Raw genomic sequence first — 19,589 nt, forward strand, 5'->3', positions numbered from 1 at the left:
TTCGGCCACAAAGGTCAACCAAGAGTCGAGTCTGACTTAAGGAGTATGCCTCCATGAATTTTACGGACGCTGTAACCGTCGCGGGAACGCGCCGGACTGCCGACGGCTACCTGATTGCCGAAGCCAAGGCCGTTCGCACGGGCATCCAGCTTTATCTTGGCGACGAGGTGGGCAAGCCTGATCGGAAGATAGTGCGCGTCTATCGGCCAGCCGAAGAAGTGTTTTCCGACAAGAGCTTGCAGTCGTTTACTCATGCACCGGTTACGGTCAATCACCCGGACGAGGCGGTCAACGCCGGCAACTGGAAAGACTTAGCCGTAGGCGAGGTAAGCACGGCCGCGAAGAAAGACGGCGACTGGGTATGGCTGCCGCTGATCCTTAAGGACAAGGACGCCATTTCAGCGGTCGAGAGCGGCAAGCGCGAGTTGTCTGCCGGCTATGAATGCCAGCTCGACTGGACGCCCGGTACCGCCCCTGATGGCCAGCAGTTCGATGCCGTTCAGCGCAACATCAAGATCAACCATCTCGCCATCGTCGATCGAGCGCGGGCCGGTTCTCAAGCTCGCATCGGTGACGGTGCGGGAAACTGGGGTGTTTCCCCTGTCACCAGTGATCAGAAACCGAAGGAAAAGATCATGACCCTGAAGACGGTTACCGTCGATGGCATCCCGGTTGAAGTAACCGACCAGGGTGCGATCGTCATCACCACGCTGCAGACCCGGCTTGCCGATGCTGTCGCAAAGCTCACTGCCACCGAAACGGCTCACCAGACGGTGATTGCCGCCAAGGATGCCGAGATCGCCAAGAAGGACGCCGAACTCGACGCCACCAAGGCCAAGGTTCTCTCCGACGCCGATCTCGACAAGAAGGTGCAGGCACGCGCCGACCTGATCGCGGTCGCCAAGACCATCGCCAAGGACGTCAAGACCGAAGGCCTCACTGACGCCGGCATTCGCAAGGCTGTCGTCGTGGCCAAGATCGGTGACGCGGCCATTGCCGGCAAGGCCGACGCCTACATCGATGCCCGCTTTGACCTGCTGGTTGAAGATGCCGCCAAGGGCGCTTCCGATCCCTTCGCAACCGTCGTCAAGGGCGGCCTCAAGGCGCAGGACGGCAACCCCACTGATTCCGACGCCGCTTACCGGCAGATGCTGGCGCGTGACGCCAACGCCTGGACGGGCAATCAGAAGGAGCACGCATAATGGTTTTCCCGACCGTATCCTATTCGCGCGACACGCCGGCCGGTTATCCCGGCATGATCGCCACCACCGAGCCTGGCTGGAACATCTCCGCCATCGTCGAGGCAGGCTCGGGCGATATCCCGTTCGGCCGCGGTGTGATCTTCGGAACCATCGAGGACACCGTCAAGCTGCCGACGGCGCTGGGCAAGTTTGCCGGCGTCGCCATCGCCGACCGCACCGTGCCGGCCGCCAATGGTGAGGTGTTCAAGCCTTACGACCAGCTCAGCGTGCGCAAGAACGGCTCCATCTGGGTCACTGCGCTCGTTGCCGTCGCTCAGGGCGACCCCGTCTACATGACGCCGACGGGCACGTTCACCAACGTGGCGAACTCGGCGGCAAACCAACTCATCGAAAATGCCGAATGGGCAAGCGTCACGAGCGGTACCAACCAGCTCGCGCGTCTCCGCCTTGGCGTCACCAAGTAAGGAGAACGAGCATGTTCACCACCGACGCGCCCGCACTGGCGCTGAACTTCCTGCGCACGGCTCAGAACTACATCGAGCCTGTGATTTACAAGCGTGAGTATCCGGACTTCCAGTACCGGGAGCTCGTACCGGTCGATAATTCGGCGCCTGAATGGACGACCGCGATCGACTTCTTCTCGATGGGCGACGACGTCGGCGAAGCCAGCGAGTTCTCGGCGGATGGCGATGATATCCCGTTCGTTGACTTCAAGCTCGACAACGGCAACAGCCGCGTCTTCATGGCTGGTATCGGCTACCGCTATAACCTGCAGGAGCTGGGCCACGCTCAGGCTTACGGCATCGCACTGACGAACGACCGTGCCGACGCTGCCAAGCGCAAGTACGAGCAGTTTGTCGACGGTGTGGCCTTTCTCGGCCGCTCGAAGCTCGGCATGACCGGTCTGTTGAACACGGTATCGGTCACCGCTCTCACCGCAGCGAACGGCGCCGGCGGCACGGCAACCTGGACCACGAAGACGGCCGATGAAATTCTGAAGGACGTCAACGACGTTCTCAGCGTCATCTTCACCGCTTCGAACGGCATCGAGCAGGCTGACACTATCCTGCTGGACCAGGACCGTTACGCGCTGATCGCCACCAAGCGTCTCGACGCCACGATGACTACTACCATTCTGGAGCATATCCAGCGTGCCAATATCTACACGATCCGGACTGGCCGTCCGCTCACGATCCGCGCGGTCTTCGGTCTGGAAAACCTTGGCGCCGGGGGCACTCACCGGATGGTGGCTTATCGCCGCACGCCGGATGTCGTGAAGATGCACATTCCTATGCCCCATCGCTTCCTGCAGGCTGAGCGCCGCCTGTTGAAGTTTGAGGTTCCCGGCATCTTCCGTCTCGGCGGCGTGGAAATCCGCCGCCCGGGTGCTGTTCGTTATCTGGATGGGATCTGATCATGGTCAAACTCGAGAACACCCGGCCGGGCGGCTTTGGCATTCCCGGCGGTCCGGTCATTGCCGGCAAGTCCTCGCTCGACGTCGAGCAGGCTGATTGGGATACCGTCAAGGATCATCCCGTCGTCGTTGCCTGGATCAAAGCCGAGCATCTCATCGTCACCGGCGAAGATGATGATGACCCGAAGCTGTCGGAGCGGGACGACCTCAAGAAGCAGGCAGCCGAACTCGGGCTGGAATATCCGAGAAACATCAGCACCGAGAAGCTGAAGGAGCTGATCGACGCGAAGCTGGCCTAACGAAATAAAGAAGGCTCGCTGTCTTATCATACACAGCGAGCCTTCATTGCCCGGCACTACACAAACACATCTGCCGGGTCGCATAGTCAGATTATGTGCAAACGGTTTATCAATGGCTAATGTTCGCTAAGGACGTCTGATGGCTGGATACGGCGACAATGAAGGCTTTACCGCATATGCCGAGGCTGCCGGCTATGTCATTCCCGATGGCACAGAAGAGACGGCCATCACAGCGGCCCGTCAACGAGGCTCGCTGGTGATTGATCGGTATGAGCGGTTCTTCTCGGGCACGCGCACCGGGGGATATCAGCAGGAGCGGGCATGGGGCAGGAAAGGGGCGTCCACCTATTATGGCGAGGCCATCCCGACGGGTGAAATTCCGGTGGCCATCGTCAATGCCAGCTATGAGGCGGCTTTCCTCGAATTGACCAACCCCGGCAGTCTGTCGCCGGTGGTGACCGGATCCTCGACTGTGAAACGCGAGAAGATCGGGCAGCTTGAAGTCGAATACGCGGCCTCGTCATCCACCTCGATCGCCGATCTGGTTGCGATGGCAACACCGGTTGTCACCACCATCGAGGGGCTGCTTTGGCCGTTCCTAGTTCCGATATTGCCGAGCATCCTTGTGGTCTAACTCAAAGGTAGTTGCGAGGCGAATAACGTACTCTTCGGCAGCATCGGCGAGCGCCACGGCTATCTCCGCCTTCGACAGTCCTTCACTCTGCAGCCGCTCTATGAGGTCAAGCATTCCGGCTTCAACTCTAAAGCGGCTCGCTGTTGGAGGGTCCAATTCTTCCAGGCTGAAGGTCGTGCCGGCCATGTCATTCATCCCCGATGATGTACGAAGGATCGCACAGAAACGGGACAGCGCAAGCAAGGCCTTAATTAACTATTAACGGAAACATTTCATGGCAAACGCGCTCTATGCCCGCATGCAGGCGACCGCGGCACGCCTCATCAAATCCTACGGCCAAGCTGGCACCGTGACGCGCATTGCCCCACCAGACCCGGTGAACGGCGGCGACCCGGTCGAAACCGCGTATCCGGCCACGCTGGTGCCGATGGCATACGATGCCCGGAACATCGACGGGACAGTCATTAAAACCGGCGACGTCCAGATTTACATTTCAGCCGTTGGAATGGAGATTGCGCCCACCGTCGGTGACCTGATTACCGCAGCCGGAGCGGGGTATCGCATCATAGACGCAGACCCGAACAACTACGACGGGATGACTAACGTTGTGTTCATTGTCCACGGAAGGGATGCATCACAGTAGTCGAGTGGTGGGAACCCGTGGCGGTGCAGCCGAAATTGTGGTTCACTGGCTGCTTGGGGCCGGAGGGATAGATATGAAAACCTTTTCGCTTGCATCCACGCTTCTCTTATCCGTTTTGGCGTCATCGTCGACCAGCTGGGCGTTTCCTCAATGCGAGAAGCCGGAAGATCGTGGGTGTTTTACGGGCCGCTTTAATCTCACTGATGTACCAGGCGATGCGGACCACAAGAAGCTGGCCGACGATTTTGGATTTGTTGACCCGCAGGGCGTTGGATGGGAGGCATCCAGCGGTGACGTAACCAACGGAGCGGACATTCCAGCATTGCTTCAGGCAATTATAGGCGGCCCCTGGGACGACGACTACCTCCGTGCCGCGGTGATCCATGATCATTACTGCGTTCGGCAAGTCCGGAAATGGTCTGATACGCATCGTGTTTTCTATGACGCGATGGTAGCCGGCGACATCGACGAGACGAAGGCCAAGCTGATGTACTACGCGGTGTACACGTTCGGTCCGATGTGGGGCTGGACACTGTCCGGTGCAAAATGCAAAACCACACCATATTGCATTGCGGAGAAGGACAAGGCGCCCACGCGCGTGTCAATTCCCGGGCGACTGGACGACCTCAGCAAGCTCAGCGAACTCCAGGCGATTAGAGCGAGGATCGAAGCATCCGAACGAGCAGGCGCTGACCTGTCGGCAGAGGATCTGGTGCGGATTTCTGACGAGCAACATCCAAAGCAACCACTTTTACAAACACTGCCGCTTGAGCAGCAGCTGAAATACGGTTTTCAGTGAAATCTGAACCCGCCCTTTGATCCACCGGCCCGTTTCGGCGGGCCCTTTTTTGTCTTCAATTGGAAGATTGCATGACCTTCGACGAACTACTTGCCCAGTATGATCCGAAGGTTGCCGCTGCGTTTCGGGAAGCAATCGAGGCGATCAAATCTTCCATCGTCCTCAAGTCGATCGTCGACCGGTTGGAGCGGGGCGATATCGCAGGCGCCGTGGCAGCGGTCCAGTTTGAGCCCGAGGCTTTTGCCGCGTTGGAACTCTCCCTACGTGAGGCATTTAACGCCGGTGGCATCAACATGGTGCAAAGCCTGCCGTCCTTGATCTCGCCGGACGGTACGCGAGTGCTGTTTCAGTTCGGAGTGAGAAACCTGGAGGGCGAACGGCTTATCCGAGAGCAATCGTCCATCCTGGTGACGAACATTACCGAAGATCAGCGAGAAGCCTTAAGGATGGGCTTTGAGGCAGGTCTCTCGAAGGGCCAGAACCCCACGAAAACCGCGCTGGACGTTGTCGGCAGGCTCAACCGGATCACCAGGAAGCGCGAGGGCGGCTATATCGGCCTTACGAGCCGACAGGTCGAATTCATCGACAAAGCAAAGGCGAACCTCTTATCCGGCGACCCTACCTCGATGCGAAAGTATCTGGACCTCAAGACCAGAGATAAGCGGTTTGACCGAACAGTGGCGAAAGCCATCCGCGAGGGTAAGCCTGTCGACGCGGATATGACGCGCAAGATCATCATGCGACTGTCGGACAAGAACCTGTTGCTCCGAGGAGAGACTATCGGGCTTGAGGAAACTCGCACAGCTCTGTTCTCGGTTCGCGACAACGCGATCCGCCAGCAGGTAGAGGCCGGTAAGATCACCGCTCAAGAGGTCACAAAGAAGTGGAAGCATTCCGGGTCTGAGCATCCGCGTATGCAGCATGTCCAGATGGCCACACAGAATGCCGTGCCGCTCGACATGCCTTTCGTGGCACCTGACGGAACCATGCTCATGTATCCTCACGATCCGAAGGCGCCGGCAAGGCACCGGATCGGCTGCAAGTGCCGGGTTGAGTACGACATCGACTATGTCGCCGCCGGCCTGCGCCGTTATCGCGCGCGAGCTGCCTAACGGCCACGCTGTCATTTGCCGCCGCCGTGGCCAACTTCGCGGAGAAGGTGCTGGAAGCCATTGAGGCCGTGCGGAACCAGAGCGCCGCCGATGTGGTCAAGGAAATGCAGACCTCGACATCGAAGGCGGTCGTATGCCGTTCGCGACGGGGTTTTTGCAGCAATCGCTGATGGCCTCCACGGCGACAATGCCGAGCATCAATTCCGGAGCCAAGCCGGTCGAGGGGCGAACGTATAAGTTCGACTTCGGGATCATCGAAGCAGTCATCTTAGGCGCCTCGTTAGAAGACGACCTGTATTTCGGGTACACGGCCGCTTATGCGGGGCACCAGGAGTACGGTGCCAATGGTCGGCCCGCCGCAGGATTTGTCCGCCTGACTGCCCAGAACTGGCCGGTGCACGTCAATCGGAATGCTGAGAAGGTTCGGAAGGCATTTGGGCTGTAGGCGCTTCCATCTTCATCATCAGGATCATCTGGAAGGTGAAGAGGGACAGCCTGGCCGCCTTGAGCGTGTTGTTCCCAAACTCTGACGCGCCGTCTTCTTTGGCCAACAGAAGCCAAGCCTCGTGAAGGCGTTCGTGAACCTCGCAGTCCGATAGGGGCGGCTTCTCTTTCATAGGTAATCGGTACATGGCGACGAGTACGGACGCAATGATCTTCACTGCGCTGGGAACCCACCTGCGCACCATGCCGGATGTTTTGCCGATTGCTGGACCGAACGTCGGGTTTCCGGCTGCAGGGCAGCCAAAGCCGGGGAAATTCCTCGAATTGTTGTTCCTGCCCAACCGGACACGTCAGATCACGCTTGGCGACGACTCGCAGCAGAAGGTCGGCATCCTTCAGGTGTCCGTCATGTGGCCGATCGGCAGCGGCATCCCGGATGCGCTCGATGTCGCCGGCCAGATCATCAACCGCTTCAAGAACCAAACTCTATTCGCATCTGGCGTGAGGATCACGATCAGCAGCGAACCCTGGGCATCGAGCCCAATCCAAGACGTCGACCGCGTGAAGGTGCCGGTCACGATCCCCTATCACGCCTTTGAACAGGAGAGCTGACCATGGCGAACAAAGCAACCAAGAAGGGCACGAAGGTCTATGTCTGCGCCACAGCTCAGAACAGCGATCTTATCAGCAGCACCTATGCCGCATTGACCTGGGTTCAGGTCGGCAAGGTGGGGAACGTCGGTGACTTCGGCGCCGACAGCACGATGAATTCGTATAACACCCTCGACGAGGCGGTGACCCAGAAGCAGAAGGGCACGGCCAACGCCGGCGATCCGCAGATTGAAGTGGCATCTGTCGCGGCGGATGCGGGGCAGGTGATCCTGCGAACGTTCGGGGACCCGCTCAACCAGGACAACATGGCCATCAAGATCGAACGCAACGACGGCGGCGCTGGCTTCACCAACACCATTTTCTACAGCCGCGGCGTTGTGTCCGGCCCCCTCTATCCCGGCGGAGGCTCGGATGACTTCGAGCTCGAGCGTTTCACCATCGGTCTCAACCAGCTTCCGGTTCGCGTGAACCCTGTCGCCGTATAAGGAACTACATCACATGGACATTTCGAAGCTCGTCAACTCCGACGACCTCTTCACTCTCAAGCTTACCGGCCCCGATACCGACGAACTCGTCGGCATCACCTTCATGATCCGCTCGAACGAGAGCGACGAGGTCAAAAAGGTTGTTCGGCAGCACAGCGACAAATTCCTCGCCAGCCGGAAGAAGAAGCTGACCACAGCCAAGGTCGAGGATGAATACCTCGACAAGGCCGCAGCCTCGATCGCCTCTTGGGACTGGGGTGATCACGACTGGAAAGGTGCAAAGCCCGAACTGACCTTCGAGATGGCGCGGGAGGTCGTCGAGGAAGCCGGCTGGATCTACGACCAGGTGGCCGCAGCCTCGGAAGACCGCGCAAATTTTACGAAGAGCTTGGGGAAAGGCTCTGCGAAGCCGTAGCGCTTGCCGCGCGGTACGACAGTGTCAAAGACAAGGACAGCGAAACTCGGCGCGAGCGAAATGAAAGCTTCGGGATTGACAGTCCCGAGGTCGACGTTCCGGAGAACGGCTATTTCCTCTGGGAATGGTTCTGGGAGTTGCGCGAAAACGCGGCGCCCGGCTTTTCCGGCCCCGCGCCGGTCTCCAATCAAGAGCTGACCGCCTGGCTGGCAATCACCGGCAACGTGATCCGACGCGAGGAAGTTCGCATCCTCAAGACCATGAACTCACGCTATTGTGCTGAAATCGATAGGGAGAGCGACGCCATCCGGGAACGGGAGACTGAAAAGTGATCAATCTTTAAAGCGCCGAGATATGGCCATTATGGCCGTGCCGTTGGAAAATCAGAGGCGGCTCTTCAGAGGCGGCTCTCGGGCCGCCAGCTACTGATAGGCCTTGTACATCGTGCCGCCCCATAGCCGCACGTTTGGAAACACAGCTTTAGCCTGTTCTACGGCCTCATCGAGGAGGGTTTTCAAAGTGGTATCCGATACGCTCTCAAAAATCGCATCGTCGAGGTTTGAACCTTTTGGCAGGGAAGCTTTGAGATCGATTGCTGCGGTAATCGCTTCCGAAAGACAAGTGGCTGCGCCAACCACGTTACCTTCGTTCCGCTCGATGCATTTTAACCGTAAGGGCTGGGCGCTCGCTGGATAAATGCTCTCGAACGCATCCATCGTCTTCAAAGCGACGTGGGCTTCTGGCAGGCACTTTGCAACAGCGACGAACGTTCCTGACGTCGATTTGCAGTAGTCAACGGCACGGGCGTCGGCCTTTTCTTCCCCAGCTTGGGCCGGGTTCGCCAACCCAATCATAGAAACAACCACCGCAATCATCGTCCGCATGAATCGTCCTCCTGTCAAACCGGAGGGACGATGAGCGAGTTTGCACGAAAGGTAAAGCCATGTCAGACGTCGCCCAGCTCGGAATTCAGGTGACCAACAAGGGTGTCAAGGAAAACACCGATGGCTTGGAGAAACTTTCCGGCGCGGCCGCTCGGGCCGAAGCTGCGACTGATGGCCTCGCTGGTGCCAATCGAGGAGCTGTAGGAGCAGCATCGGCGGCTGCAAAGGCATATGCGAATGAGGGAGCGGCCGCAGCGTCTGCTTCCAAGCAGATCGAAATGGCAAACCGCGCGGCGAACCAAAACACCGCTGGGTTGGTCCGTACCCACAACACGGGAAACCTTGCTGCCCAAGGGTTTGATATCGTCACCACCGCAGCAGGCGGGATGAGTGCGGGCTTGATTGGTATGCAGCAGGGCCTGCAGATCGCGCAAGTTGCCATGTTGACCACAGATGGCTTCGCCAAGACCCTTGGTGCTTCACTGATTGCCATGCTTTCGCCCATCACCCTTATTGCTGTGGGGCTTACCACGCTCGTCGCCGTCCTTATCCAAGCGGTAAGTTGGACAAAGCTGGCGCAGTCGGCTTTGAATGGTCTCGCCGACATCCTGGTTGATATCGCTCCATACGCCGTGGCCGCTGCGGCGGCAGTGGCTTTGCTTTACGCTCCCGCCATCATCGGAGGAATTATTTCACTTATCGCGTTGCTGGGGCGCCTCGTTGTGCAATTGGCCTTAGTGGCTGCTGCGTTTATCGCAGCGAACCCCGTTGTGGCATTCATCGCGGGTATTACGCTTGCTGTGGCGGCGGCAAATATTTTTCGGGACGAGTTAGCTCAACTATTTGGACGCGATATCGTGGCGGACGCCAAAACTGGTGTGAACTTGGTCATCGGTTCGTTCGTCGGCGGTTACGAGGCAATCAAAGCCGTGTGGGCAATGCTGCCTGCCGCCTTGTCTGATGTCGTTTACTCAACTGCCCAAAAGGTCATCGATGGCATCGAGAGCATGGTGCAGAGTGCCATTGATGGGCTGAATAACCTCATCAATAAATACGCGCTCTGGACGGCTTCGATTGGCAAGCCACTCAGCCCAGAAACCTACAATGGCATGATCCTAGGCCCGGTAGAGTTTGGCAGCGTGAGCAATCCGAATCCTGGGGCAGGGAATGCGGCTCTCGAAACCGCTGTCAAAGCTATCAAAGGCGCGCAGGGTGTCGATTACGTTGGAGGCGTTACGGATGCGATCGGTCGTGGGGCGTCCGCTGCTTCGGAAAAGCTGAAAGAACTGGCGAAGGGCCTGACGGACGTTGACGCGAAAGCGAAGAAGAAGTCCGGCGGCAAGTCTGACACAGAAAAGTACTCCGATATCGTCGATGGAGCCGAAAGGCGCATCGCCGCGCTGGATGCCGAGCGTAATGCACTGGGTCTCTCGGAAGAAGCTGCGGCAGCGCTCCGCTATGAAACGGAGTTCCTCAATCAGGCCCAGCAGCGTGGGATCACTCTTACCGCTGTACAGAAAGGGGAACTGTCGGCGCTTGCCCAGGTCATGGCTCAGACTGAAGCTGAGACAAAGAAGATGGGCGAGGCGATCGAGTTCTCGAAGGAGCTAACCAAGGGGTTCTTCGATGACTTCTTCTCCGGCCTTGAAAACGGAAAGTCCGTCTGGGAATCATTCGGCGATGCCGCCCTGGGAGTGCTCTCTAAGATCTCAGACAAACTGCTGAACGACGTCGTTGACGCACTTTTCGAAGTGAACAAAGCCGGCGCTGGGTCAGGCGGCGGGCTGCTGAGTGGCATTCTCGGTCTGTTTGGTGGAGGCCAGATGGGGATCGCCAAGGCTGGTGGCATTGGCATGTATGCAGCAGGCACTCCAGCGGCGCGGCCTGGCGTTGCGTGGGTGGGCGAGAAAGGGCCGGAACTCGTTCGCTTCAAGGGCGGCGAGGAGGTCATTCCGAACCACCGAGTGGTGTCGGCGGCGAACCAGAATGCCGGCGCTTCAAATGCGCCAGTTGCTTCCGATGGCGCGCGCGAAATCGTCCTGCGCGTGATCGGAGAGGAGGGTCCGATGTTCCGCCCCACTATCCGCTCTGAAAGCGAGGGCGTCGTCGTCCAAGGAATTAGGGACTACGATTCCAGCCGTGAGAACCTTTACCAGAACGGGCAGGCGCGCTGATGGCTGATCCGATATCGCTCCCAACGTACGGCGGCGGACGCCGCGATTGGACCGAATGCAAGTTCGATCCCGTCCGTCCCCGTGACACCAATCAAATGGAGGGCCGGCGTACAGAGGCACAGACGTTCGGAACGGCCTATTGGACCGCCCGCTATCTCTCAAAGCCGCTTCTGCGGCCTGAGTATGGGCTGATGGATGCCTTCATGATGCGGGCAGGGGACGACGGCGAGACATTCCTTGCGTATGACGCTTTCCGCCCACGGCCGATTGCGCATGACACCGGATTTCCACTTGCCGGCACGAAGGCCGGGGGAGGTGCTTTCAATGGGCAAGCGGTTCTTCAATCCATTCCGGACAGCCGGACTATCGTGGTTTCAGGTCTGCCGGCGGCATTTCAGCTTTCGCCGGGTGACTATGTCGAGATCCGCAAGACTGTCCTGGTGCGGTCGCTTCACCGGATTATGGCGCCTGCAACCTCGAACGGCTCCGGTGTGGTGACGCTGTCAATAAAATACGGGCTAGACGCGATCTTCACGACCGCAAGTACCGTCCATTTCGAAAAGCCCTCCTGCACGATGCAGATCGATCCGGGCAGCTATGACGGAACGAAGTCGTGGGCAAGCCGCTCGCCATCGTTCACGGCTACGGAGGTATTTTTCTCATGAGTGCACTTGCTCCAGCCGTTGAGGCATTGGTTGATTCCGGGAGGTTGGCCCGCCTTGACCTCATCCGTTTCGATCTCCCCGGAAAGTCGGTCGGCTACCATCGCGGCGGCAGACCATACACCCACAATGGCCTCGTCTATCTGCCGAACCGATTTTTGCAAATGGGAAATATGTCCAGTGCACTCGGAACGGCCGTCACCACCCGAACGATCGTGTTCTCCAATATCCCTGTCGCCAACCCGGATGATGCTGTGGCCCAGATCGAGACCTACAATTACCAGAACGCGCCAGTCATCATCGCGCACCTGGCAGGCGACCCTGACACCGATCAGGTCGTCGGCATCCTCGCATCGTCGGTCTACGAGATCGACCAGGTGCGGTTCAATGAGGGCGCAGTCTCCGGTTCGGAACGATCGCTCACCCTGTCGATTGACCTCCAGCCGCCCGGCCGTTCGGCGCGCGGCTCGACGGGCGTCAAGCGGTCGATGAAGGAACAGCAGTTCGATAACCTCGCGACAGACACCGGCCTGGAATATGTCGCGACCAATGCCACGATCCCCGAAGAATGGGGCCAGGTGAGCCGCTAATCAGATGAACAGATTTAGAATTGTACAAAGCACGCTCTCGGGCGAGCTGGCGAAGCCGTATGACTATGGCACGCCCGATCGTTCCGATTGCTTCATGATGGGCTGCGCCCTCGTCGATGCGATCGAGGGCTCTCACCTCACCACGAAATATGCCGGCGCTTACCGGACGTTGGCCGGTGCGCACCGCGCGCTCCGTAAGCGTGGCTTCAAGAGCCTTGTCGAATTCTGGGCCGCCGAGCTCGACCGCACCGCGGTTGGTGCTGCCGAAGCTCGTTTCGGCGATCTCGTCATCCTGCGCCTCGCCGATGGCGCCGAACATGTCGGCGTCTGCCTCGGCATGCGCTTCGTCACCAAGACCGCCAAGGGCCGCGAAGATCACGGCCTTACCGACGTCGTCGCCGCATTTCATATCGGATAGTCTTTAGATGGCAATTTTCACTGCTATAGCGACCGCCATCTTTGGTGGAGCGACCCTGTTTGGTGCCTCACTGGCAACTATCGCGGCAAGCGGTTTGGCCTTCGCGGCGCAGCTCGGATTTCAGTACCTCAATCGCCCGAAGAAGCGGAAGTACACAGCTATCCAGGGCGAAACGCAGTATGGCGGCGATGTTCCGGTCGGGACGTTGTTGGGCATCGGCAAGACCAAAGGGCAGCGCTCGTTTTACGCCAAATGGGGCAAGGGCAACAAAGAAAACGGGGAAGTTTTCCTGCTGGCCAACGGCTGGTGCGACGGCCTGGAGCCGTATGTCTATTTCTATGGGCAGAAGCATACCCTGACGCCGACAGTGTTTCCGGGCAATCACGTTATGGCCTACGAGGTGGAGAACTTCGGCGGCAACATCCTGATCCTGTTTTTTGACGGGCGGCCGGGTCAGCAAGTCGAAAGCCGGCTGGTCGGCCTCACGGCTGGTCTCGGGCAAACGTGGAAAGAGACGAGCGTCAATGCCGGACAGGCTTATGTCGTTGTCTACCGGACCTATGACGCCAACTATTTCTCGCAGGGCAAGCCTGAATTTGAATTCGTGCTCCGCGGCCTGCGCGAATACGATCCCCGAAAGGATTCGACGGTGGCCGGCGGCTCCGGTCCGCAGCGGATCAACGATCCGGCGACCTGGACGCACACCCTCAACCCGGCTGTCCACCGGCTGAACTATCAGCTCGGTCTGCGCGCGATGGTGTCCGGCCGCACGCTTATCGGCGAGGGCAAGAGCCTCGGGCAACTGGATCTAGGCTCATACTTCGTCGCAATGAACGTCTGCGACAGCCTGCGGACGGATGGAAAGCGCACCTATCAATGCTCGCTGTTCGTTACCGGCGACGATGACCATACCGAGATCCTCAAAGAATTTGACGATGCGATGGCGGGCTATGGCCTGAATCGGCGCGGCCTCTCGGGCGTCATCGCCGGTGCCCCCCAGATCCCCGTTCTGGAGATCACGGCCGACGACCTCCCGATCGATCGGGCCAAGGAAGTTCAGTTCCGTAAATCCGCCTTCGATCGCTACAATCATCTGTCCGGGCAGTTCCTGTCGATCGAGGCCAACTGGAACCCGGAAAGCCTGACCCCGGTTCATGTGAATGCCGACGTCGCTGCCGATGGCCGCAATCGCCAGACCAGCAACGACTTCCTGCAGGTCACTGATCCGGATATCGCGCAATACCTGCTCAACATCCGCTACCGCCAAAACCGCAGGGGCGGCACGGCAACGCTGCCCGTCAGCCGTCGTGTCGGTCTCATGGTGCAGGAAGGCGAATGGGTACTATGGCGCGGCAAGGAGTGGATGATCTCGGAATGGGTGCTCGACGAGCAGTTCCGTGTCACGCTGAAGCTCTCCGAGACCGGCGCTGATATCTATGATGACGAGGACATTGAACCCGGCCCGGTGGTTATTCCACCGGCGCCCGTCATCAATCCGTCGATGCTGTCCACCGTGCAGGACTTCAATGTCGAAGCCGGGATGATCAGCAGCACCGGCGGGCAAGATGCGCCATGCCTTCGGTTCACCTGGTCACCGCCTGCGGACCCCACGATTACCGAGGTCCGGATCCCCTATCGCAAGCACGGCGAAACGCTCGAGCTTCTCGCCACCTGTTCGGAGCCGGAGAGCGGGGAATTCTTCACCAGCAATGGTGTCGTCTCGGAGACGCTTTACAACGCCCGCGCCACCATAACGACTGTTCCGGATCGCCTGCGAACCTATACGCCATGGGTAACGACGGTCGCGCCGACAGGTCGCATGAACGTCCTCGACAATTCTATCGTTGCGTCCAAGATCGCCACCGCCGCCGTCATTGCTGACAAAATCCAGATTGGCGCCGTCACCAGCCTGAAACTTGCCGACCAGGCAGTCACCACGGCGAAGATCCAGATCGCTGCGGTCACACAGGACATTCTAGCGAATAATTCGGTCATCTCTGCCAAGATTGCCGACGCTGCGATCGGTATCACCAAGTTCGCGTCGGGCATTGAACCCGTTGGCATTATTGCTGGCGCGGTTGTTCCGGCTTTAAAGACGACCGAAGTTATCACGGTCGACGGAAAGCTGTATCGCTGGAACGGAACTGCTTACGTTTCGTCGGTGGCGTCTGTTGACCTTACAGGGCAGATTACGTCAACTCAGATCACCGACGGTGCGATCACTACGCCGAAGATCTTGGCGGGAGCTGTGGTCACCGCTTCGCTCGCTACCAATTCGGTCACCTCCGATGAGATCGTTGCCAACTCGATCATTGCTGGGAAGATTGCTGCTGGTGCTGTAGCCGCTGCAGAAATCGCTGCCGGTGCTATCACTGCCGATAAGCTTGCTGTTGGCACAGGATCACAATGGCTTGAGAATACAGATTTCTATGCCGGTATGACTGGCTGGGGAATTCGTGCCCAATCGTCCGCTCTGCAATACGCTGCACCGATTATAAGGACCGACACCTACGGAGTTAAACCATACGGAGCCCTTCAAATATATTGCAACACTGGCTATGTACTTAATCAGTATATGGATATCACGCCGTTTAATGCAGATGGAAGCATCAAATTCTTCACAGTTGCGGTTGGCAAGCGGTATCAGTTTTCTTGCTATTCTACTGCACATCGTGCAACAAGAAGATTGATTATAGGTTGGGCCGATAGCGCTGGAGTAATTTTAAGTTACACCTTCGGACCGCTTGTGAACCCCGAAACCATAAATCCGCAGTCCTTGCTATCTAATTACACTAGAACAAATATGTTTGGTGTTGCTCCTGCAAATGCAGCGTCGGCGATGGTGTTTGTCAGACACAACGGAACAGTCTCGCCTGAGCCTGATAGTTATGTTTGGTTTACCCGCGCTTTCTTTGGTGAAGCGACGGATAATCAAACGGAGCCATCTCCGTGGTCTCAATCAGGGGTAACGCTGATTGATGCCGGAAATATTGTGACGGGAGCGGTGACCACAGCAAAGCTTGACGTCGGCAAAGATTGCAGCCGGTGCGATTGTCGCAGGCAAGATTGCAGCTGGCACGATCGTTGCCAGCGACATTGCAGCCGCGACCATCACTGGCGCAAAGATTGCAGCCGACACAATTGGCGCCAGTCACATTGCAGCCAACTCTATCACAGCTAAGCAGTTGATCCTCACAGACTACGAAAATCTAGTTCCTAACGGTTACTTTGACGAAGCTAATTGGCTAACTTATTGGGACGCGGCTGGTGCGAGTATTAACCCTCACATAGTGACGGGGTTCAGTCAGACCGGTCAATATTCCTTGAACGTTCAAAAGACCGTATTGGCTAATTCTGTCAACATACAATTAAAATCATCGTATGCAATTCCCGTGACAGGCAACGAAGAACTGTACGGTGAATCCGCAAACATGACCAACGGGGCAACAGCTGCCAACGGGTTTTATTACCGCTTGAACTTCTACACTGCTGCGATGGTGTTCGTCAGTTCTATCGATATTTTGGCCAACATCTCAATACCTGCCTCAATGCTAACTAGGAGTGGAACTGTCACGGTTCCGTCCACGGCAAGATTCGCGCTTGTGCAAATCTTCAATCACAGTTCGAACACAACGGCGTCGAACCTTATAATTGACCGTCTTGTGCTGCGCCGGAAAAAGGCAGGTAGCCTGATTGTCGATGGCTCGATTACAGCCGACAAATTGAACGTCAACGATCTATCAGCGATCTCTGCCACACTCGGCAGCGTCAATATTTCCAGCGCGATCATCGGCTCACTACAGGTGGGAACGTCGAATATTCAAGCCGGTGCAGTGACGGGCTTTGCAGCTGGCGCCATTGCTACTGGCGCGTTGGACGGCTCACGAACGGTTGACATTGTGTTGACCCATCCTGACTCCGCAGTGACGCCTGGAATGCTCGTTAAGGTCGAAATCTATTGTTACATATCCGCGTTCAATGCGTCGGGCGGTGCGAGTGGAACATGGGTACTCGGTCTTACGAATGTAACTTCGGGTGCCAATCTTGGCGTAGTGCAGCAAACAACCTTGGCTTCCGGCACAGGAACACTGAGTTTCTTCGGATACTTCACACCGGCGGCTGGAGTGACGTCTACCACGATCAGAGCAACCGTGACGCTCAGGGGCACGGTCAACGCTAACGCCGTTTTTGCAACCTGCTTCAAAAAGTGACGAGGAAAACACAATGTACGATATCAGCAGCAGCCACATCATTATGCTGGATGCTTTTTGGAAGAGCCTCAAGGATGATAAAAAGGATCGTTGGATGGCTTATGTCTCCTGGTGGTTCTACCGGCAGCAGGTGCTAAATCAGCCCGAGTTCTGGTCAAAGATGGCATCGCATCTGACGAACCAGCTTCCCGCCTCCGACCGGGAAGGCATCATCGACCAGCTCAACGGCATTGAAGGGAAGGTGCTGTTGGAAACGACGGTAGCTCCTGACATGCCGGAAAGCCTGCTGCAGCAGCTTAACCTGATGTTCGAGCCTGTGCCGCCAGTCTTTGATGTCGAAGCTGCCCGAGCCGATGCAGTCAGCAAGATTGACCGCGATGCGGAAGCATACCGCCTTCGTTTCATCACGAACGGCTCTGGCCAGGTCATGGCCTACCAGCAGAAGCTTTCCGAGGCGAAGGCGAAGCTGGCCGACGATGGCATCGCCGACACCGCCATCCCTCACATCGTCGCCGAGGCCGCTGTTGACGGCGTCACCTTGGCTGAGAAGGCCGAGCAGATCGTGGCGACGTTCGAGGGCTGGCAGATCGTTTCGGCCAGCATCGAGCGCAAGCGCATGGGCGCCAAGAAGGCAGTGGCGGCGGCCGAGACGGCTGAGACAATCACGGCGGCCGCTGCGGTCAATTGGGAGGCAAGCGAATGAGCTGCCTTATCGCACTCCTCGAGGACCAAATCGACCTACTGCGAAAGCAGGTCAAAGACGCCGGCCTGTCCCATGACGCCCAGCACGCTAAGATTACAGCGCTTGAGGCTGAGAACGCTCGATTGCGCGGGGAGCTCAATCCGTCGTCACCGATTATGGAGGGAACGTTTGTGCGTACCGAGCCGACCGGCGATAATGAATCTGGCACCAAGACGACGGACGCGTCAGGCGAAAATTAGAAGCGGCAAGCTGAGAAGTGCCAGTGTGAGCGCTGCTACCATCGTAATACGGGCCGCTTTTATCAGTCGTTTTCGTTTTCCATCCCAGTCGTAGGTCATTTCTGCCCCAGTTTTAGACAGATTTGGTGCGGCACGGCAGAACGTCAATTCCCACAATTTAAGGACGCCCCATGAACGAGATCCTCTCGGCTCAATGGCTTGTCCCTGTCTAGTCAAAGGACATCGCTATGACTTACCGACTTCCGCTGCAGTAGTTGCAGCCGGCGCAATCTTGCGTCTGGCAACGAGCAAAAGTAGAACCAGCATGACGATGGCGACCGGCCAATAATCCGTCGCTTGGTCCCATGACCATTTCCACATTTCATAGGCTTCGACGTGTGGTGGATGCATATGGACGGAAACCTCGAAATCGCGCTTTTCGCGGCCATGGAAATGGCCGGAGGCAAAGGAAAGACCGATAATGATGGCGGTGCGTCGTTTGAAGAGCGCAAGACCGAGAACTGACACAACAACGGCAATGCACAATGCCTCGGCCACATGGCCAAGCCAGTCAAAATTGGTTTGAATATATTGCCAGTTTGCATCCATGCGGGGTTGAACGCCCGCTGGGGACTCTAGTTCCGCCCCTGATCGACACGATGATCACGTAAAGCCCGGTCGCTGCCTGACCGAAAGCGACCGGGCACTGTCGCCTCACGTATCACCGCATGAAGCGGCAGCGCGATGTCAAGCAAGTATAAGAAATGGAAGGCCGAGAATCGCCAGTGTTAGCGCTGCGCCCGTCGTGATGCGCGCGGCTCGCATAAACCGGTGGCGCTTTCCATCCCAGTCGTAAGTCATTGCTGCCCCCTCAGTTTCGCACAGATTTGGGGCGGCACGGAAGAACGTCAACCCTAGCAATAGGACAAACAACAGGTGCCCGAAGCGGTCACCCGCTCCGGAGACGGGTTAAGTTTCCGACCGCCCGTCCGACGGCGATTATGGATAACCGTCACACCTGAACCCTCTCGGGCAGAATTATTGGGGCAGATTTTCCGCAACTTCCAAGTGCTCTTGTTGGTAGAGGATTCCCGGTCGCCGCCTGACAGCGACCGGGTACTTTCGCTTCACGTATCACTGCATGAAGCGGCAGCGCGATATCACCTGGCGGGCGTTAGCTCAATCTGAAAATTTGACGAGGCCTGATCACCCAGGCAGGCGAGAGCAGGCCTCTAACTGGGTTTTCGGGAGAGTGGGTCCGAAAGCCAGCTGATTAGAAACTGCCACGCCTCGCTTTTGTTCTCAACATCGAACGAAATATTCGACTGGTGACGCCTAGCCTCCAGTCGAGGCATGACACCGCTGGGGAGCGGGAGGCCAGGCCTCTAGCTACCTCGGGGGATCCACTCCGCAAGCCAGCTTCGTCAGCAACCGAAGCGGCACTCAGTTGTTCCAAAATTAAAGGACATCACCATGCTTGCCATCACTGCCGCGCAGGTGCGCACGGCTGAGCTTTCGCCTGTAGGCGGGTTTGATCCTGAAGCGGTAGGGGACAAACGCGTCTTGGCCCCGCCACCCCTTTGGGTAACAGGGCCAGAGGCTCATCGCTCGTCCAATGACGCGGTCCTGGTTGGTCGCGGTTTTAACCGGCCGGTTGCCCGGCGCGAGCG

General features: G+C 57.8%; 25 protein-coding genes. 21 read left to right on the plus strand and 4 right to left on the minus strand.

Annotated features, from left to right (window positions below):
- Positions 1 to 53: 53 nt before the first annotated feature.
- From ACP7E0_RS17370 to ACP7E0_RS17390, 5 genes are all read left to right on the plus strand, one after another.
- Positions 54 to 1,202, plus strand: a complete 1,149-nt coding sequence (locus ACP7E0_RS17370; protein WP_426126308.1) for a DUF2213 domain-containing protein — start codon at positions 54 to 56, stop codon at positions 1,200 to 1,202.
- Positions 1,202 to 1,666, plus strand: a complete 465-nt coding sequence (locus tag ACP7E0_RS17375) for a structural cement protein Gp24 (RefSeq protein WP_426126310.1) — start codon at positions 1,202 to 1,204, stop codon at positions 1,664 to 1,666. The genes ACP7E0_RS17370 and ACP7E0_RS17375 overlap by 1 nt, the downstream gene beginning before the upstream one ends.
- An 11-nt stretch (positions 1,667 to 1,677) precedes the next feature.
- Positions 1,678 to 2,616 (plus strand): DUF2184 domain-containing protein, encoded by a 939-nt coding sequence (locus ACP7E0_RS17380; protein ID WP_426126312.1) that lies wholly within the window; start codon positions 1,678 to 1,680, stop codon positions 2,614 to 2,616.
- A gap of 2 nt (positions 2,617 to 2,618) precedes the next feature.
- Positions 2,619 to 2,915, plus strand: a complete 297-nt coding sequence (locus tag ACP7E0_RS17385; RefSeq protein ID WP_426126313.1) for a hypothetical protein — start codon at positions 2,619 to 2,621, stop codon at positions 2,913 to 2,915.
- 139 nt (positions 2,916 to 3,054) lie between these two features.
- Positions 3,055 to 3,549, plus strand: a complete 495-nt coding sequence (locus ACP7E0_RS17390; RefSeq protein WP_426126315.1) for a DnaT-like ssDNA-binding protein — start codon at positions 3,055 to 3,057, stop codon at positions 3,547 to 3,549.
- Here ACP7E0_RS17390 and ACP7E0_RS17395 read toward each other — a convergent pair.
- On the minus strand, positions 3,514 to 3,735 hold the full coding sequence (locus tag ACP7E0_RS17395; protein ID WP_426126316.1) for a hypothetical protein: 222 nt from the start codon (positions 3,733 to 3,735) through the stop codon (positions 3,514 to 3,516). The genes ACP7E0_RS17390 and ACP7E0_RS17395 overlap by 36 nt on opposite strands.
- Before the next feature lie 88 nt (positions 3,736 to 3,823).
- Here ACP7E0_RS17395 and ACP7E0_RS17400 point away from each other — a divergent pair, with 88 nt between their 5' ends.
- The 8 genes from ACP7E0_RS17400 to ACP7E0_RS17435 all read left to right on the plus strand — a co-directional run bounded on the left by ACP7E0_RS17400 (position 3,824) and on the right by ACP7E0_RS17435 (position 8,391).
- Complete coding sequence (locus ACP7E0_RS17400; RefSeq protein WP_426126318.1) at positions 3,824 to 4,192, plus strand: hypothetical protein; 369 nt, start codon at positions 3,824 to 3,826, stop codon at positions 4,190 to 4,192.
- A 73-nt stretch (positions 4,193 to 4,265) separates the two neighbouring features.
- Positions 4,266 to 4,991, plus strand: a complete 726-nt coding sequence (locus ACP7E0_RS17405) for a DUF1353 domain-containing protein (protein ID WP_426126320.1) — start codon at positions 4,266 to 4,268, stop codon at positions 4,989 to 4,991.
- Positions 4,992 to 5,062: 71 nt separating this feature from the next.
- A complete protein-coding gene (locus ACP7E0_RS17410; protein WP_426126322.1) occupies positions 5,063 to 6,103 on the plus strand; it encodes a head morphogenesis protein in 1,041 nt (346 codons plus the stop codon).
- Positions 6,104 to 6,236: 133 nt separating this feature from the next.
- The gene (locus tag ACP7E0_RS17415) at positions 6,237 to 6,548 is read left to right on the plus strand and encodes a hypothetical protein (protein WP_426126323.1); all 312 of its coding nucleotides are present in this window, start codon (positions 6,237 to 6,239) and stop codon (positions 6,546 to 6,548) included.
- Between the two features lie 185 nt (positions 6,549 to 6,733).
- On the plus strand, positions 6,734 to 7,159 hold the full coding sequence (locus ACP7E0_RS17420) for a phage tail terminator-like protein (protein ID WP_426126324.1): 426 nt from the start codon (positions 6,734 to 6,736) through the stop codon (positions 7,157 to 7,159).
- Positions 7,160 to 7,161: 2 nt separating this feature from the next.
- Entirely contained in the window at positions 7,162 to 7,644 is a 483-nt protein-coding gene (locus ACP7E0_RS17425) for a hypothetical protein (RefSeq protein WP_060641121.1), read from the plus strand.
- 13 nt (positions 7,645 to 7,657) lie between these two features.
- The gene (locus tag ACP7E0_RS17430; RefSeq protein WP_426126326.1) at positions 7,658 to 8,059 is read left to right on the plus strand and encodes a hypothetical protein; all 402 of its coding nucleotides are present in this window, start codon (positions 7,658 to 7,660) and stop codon (positions 8,057 to 8,059) included.
- Between the two features lie 137 nt (positions 8,060 to 8,196).
- Positions 8,197 to 8,391, plus strand: a complete 195-nt coding sequence (locus ACP7E0_RS17435) for a phage tail assembly chaperone (RefSeq protein WP_426126328.1) — start codon at positions 8,197 to 8,199, stop codon at positions 8,389 to 8,391.
- Positions 8,392 to 8,481: 90 nt separating this feature from the next.
- Here the strand turns inward: ACP7E0_RS17435 and ACP7E0_RS17440 are convergent, their stop codons facing one another.
- The gene (locus ACP7E0_RS17440) at positions 8,482 to 8,943 is read right to left on the minus strand and encodes a hypothetical protein (RefSeq protein WP_426126330.1); all 462 of its coding nucleotides are present in this window, start codon (positions 8,941 to 8,943) and stop codon (positions 8,482 to 8,484) included.
- A 59-nt stretch (positions 8,944 to 9,002) separates the two neighbouring features.
- Between ACP7E0_RS17440 and ACP7E0_RS17445 the strand changes: the two genes are divergently transcribed.
- From ACP7E0_RS17445 to ACP7E0_RS17480, 8 genes are all read left to right on the plus strand, one after another.
- Positions 9,003 to 11,117: a phage tail tape-measure protein gene (locus tag ACP7E0_RS17445; protein ID WP_426126332.1), complete on the plus strand. Its 2,115-nt coding sequence runs from the start codon at positions 9,003 to 9,005 to the stop codon at positions 11,115 to 11,117.
- The gene (locus tag ACP7E0_RS17450) at positions 11,117 to 11,782 is read left to right on the plus strand and encodes a hypothetical protein (RefSeq protein ID WP_426126334.1); all 666 of its coding nucleotides are present in this window, start codon (positions 11,117 to 11,119) and stop codon (positions 11,780 to 11,782) included. Before ACP7E0_RS17445 ends, ACP7E0_RS17450 begins: the two co-directional genes overlap by 1 nt.
- A complete protein-coding gene (locus ACP7E0_RS17455) occupies positions 11,779 to 12,369 on the plus strand; it encodes a DUF2163 domain-containing protein (protein WP_426126335.1) in 591 nt (196 codons plus the stop codon). Before ACP7E0_RS17450 ends, ACP7E0_RS17455 begins: the two co-directional genes overlap by 4 nt.
- 4 nt (positions 12,370 to 12,373) lie before the next feature.
- Positions 12,374 to 12,787, plus strand: a complete 414-nt coding sequence (locus tag ACP7E0_RS17460) for a DUF6950 family protein (protein ID WP_426126336.1) — start codon at positions 12,374 to 12,376, stop codon at positions 12,785 to 12,787.
- Positions 12,788 to 12,794: 7 nt separating this feature from the next.
- Positions 12,795 to 15,968, plus strand: a complete 3,174-nt coding sequence (locus ACP7E0_RS17465; protein ID WP_426126338.1) for a phage tail protein — start codon at positions 12,795 to 12,797, stop codon at positions 15,966 to 15,968.
- 211 nt (positions 15,969 to 16,179) lie between these two features.
- A complete protein-coding gene (locus tag ACP7E0_RS17470; RefSeq protein ID WP_426126340.1) occupies positions 16,180 to 16,998 on the plus strand; it encodes a hypothetical protein in 819 nt (272 codons plus the stop codon).
- A gap of 13 nt (positions 16,999 to 17,011) precedes the next feature.
- Complete coding sequence (locus ACP7E0_RS17475) at positions 17,012 to 17,701, plus strand: hypothetical protein (RefSeq protein ID WP_426126342.1); 690 nt, start codon at positions 17,012 to 17,014, stop codon at positions 17,699 to 17,701.
- Positions 17,698 to 17,940 (plus strand): hypothetical protein, encoded by a 243-nt coding sequence (locus ACP7E0_RS17480; RefSeq protein WP_426126343.1) that lies wholly within the window; start codon positions 17,698 to 17,700, stop codon positions 17,938 to 17,940. Before ACP7E0_RS17475 ends, ACP7E0_RS17480 begins: the two co-directional genes overlap by 4 nt.
- Positions 17,941 to 18,165: 225 nt before the next feature.
- On the opposite strand, the gene ACP7E0_RS17485 is transcribed toward ACP7E0_RS17480, so the two are convergent.
- The gene (locus ACP7E0_RS17485; RefSeq protein WP_426126344.1) at positions 18,166 to 18,528 is read right to left on the minus strand and encodes a hypothetical protein; all 363 of its coding nucleotides are present in this window, start codon (positions 18,526 to 18,528) and stop codon (positions 18,166 to 18,168) included.
- A gap of 849 nt (positions 18,529 to 19,377) precedes the next feature.
- A partial coding sequence (locus tag ACP7E0_RS17490) for a hypothetical protein (protein ID WP_426126345.1) occupies positions 19,378 to 19,589 on the minus strand: 212 nt, incomplete at its 5' end.

The sequence above is a fragment of the Pararhizobium sp. PWRC1-1 genome, assembly GCF_049897905.1.
Classification (GTDB): domain Bacteria; phylum Pseudomonadota; class Alphaproteobacteria; order Rhizobiales; family Rhizobiaceae; genus Pararhizobium.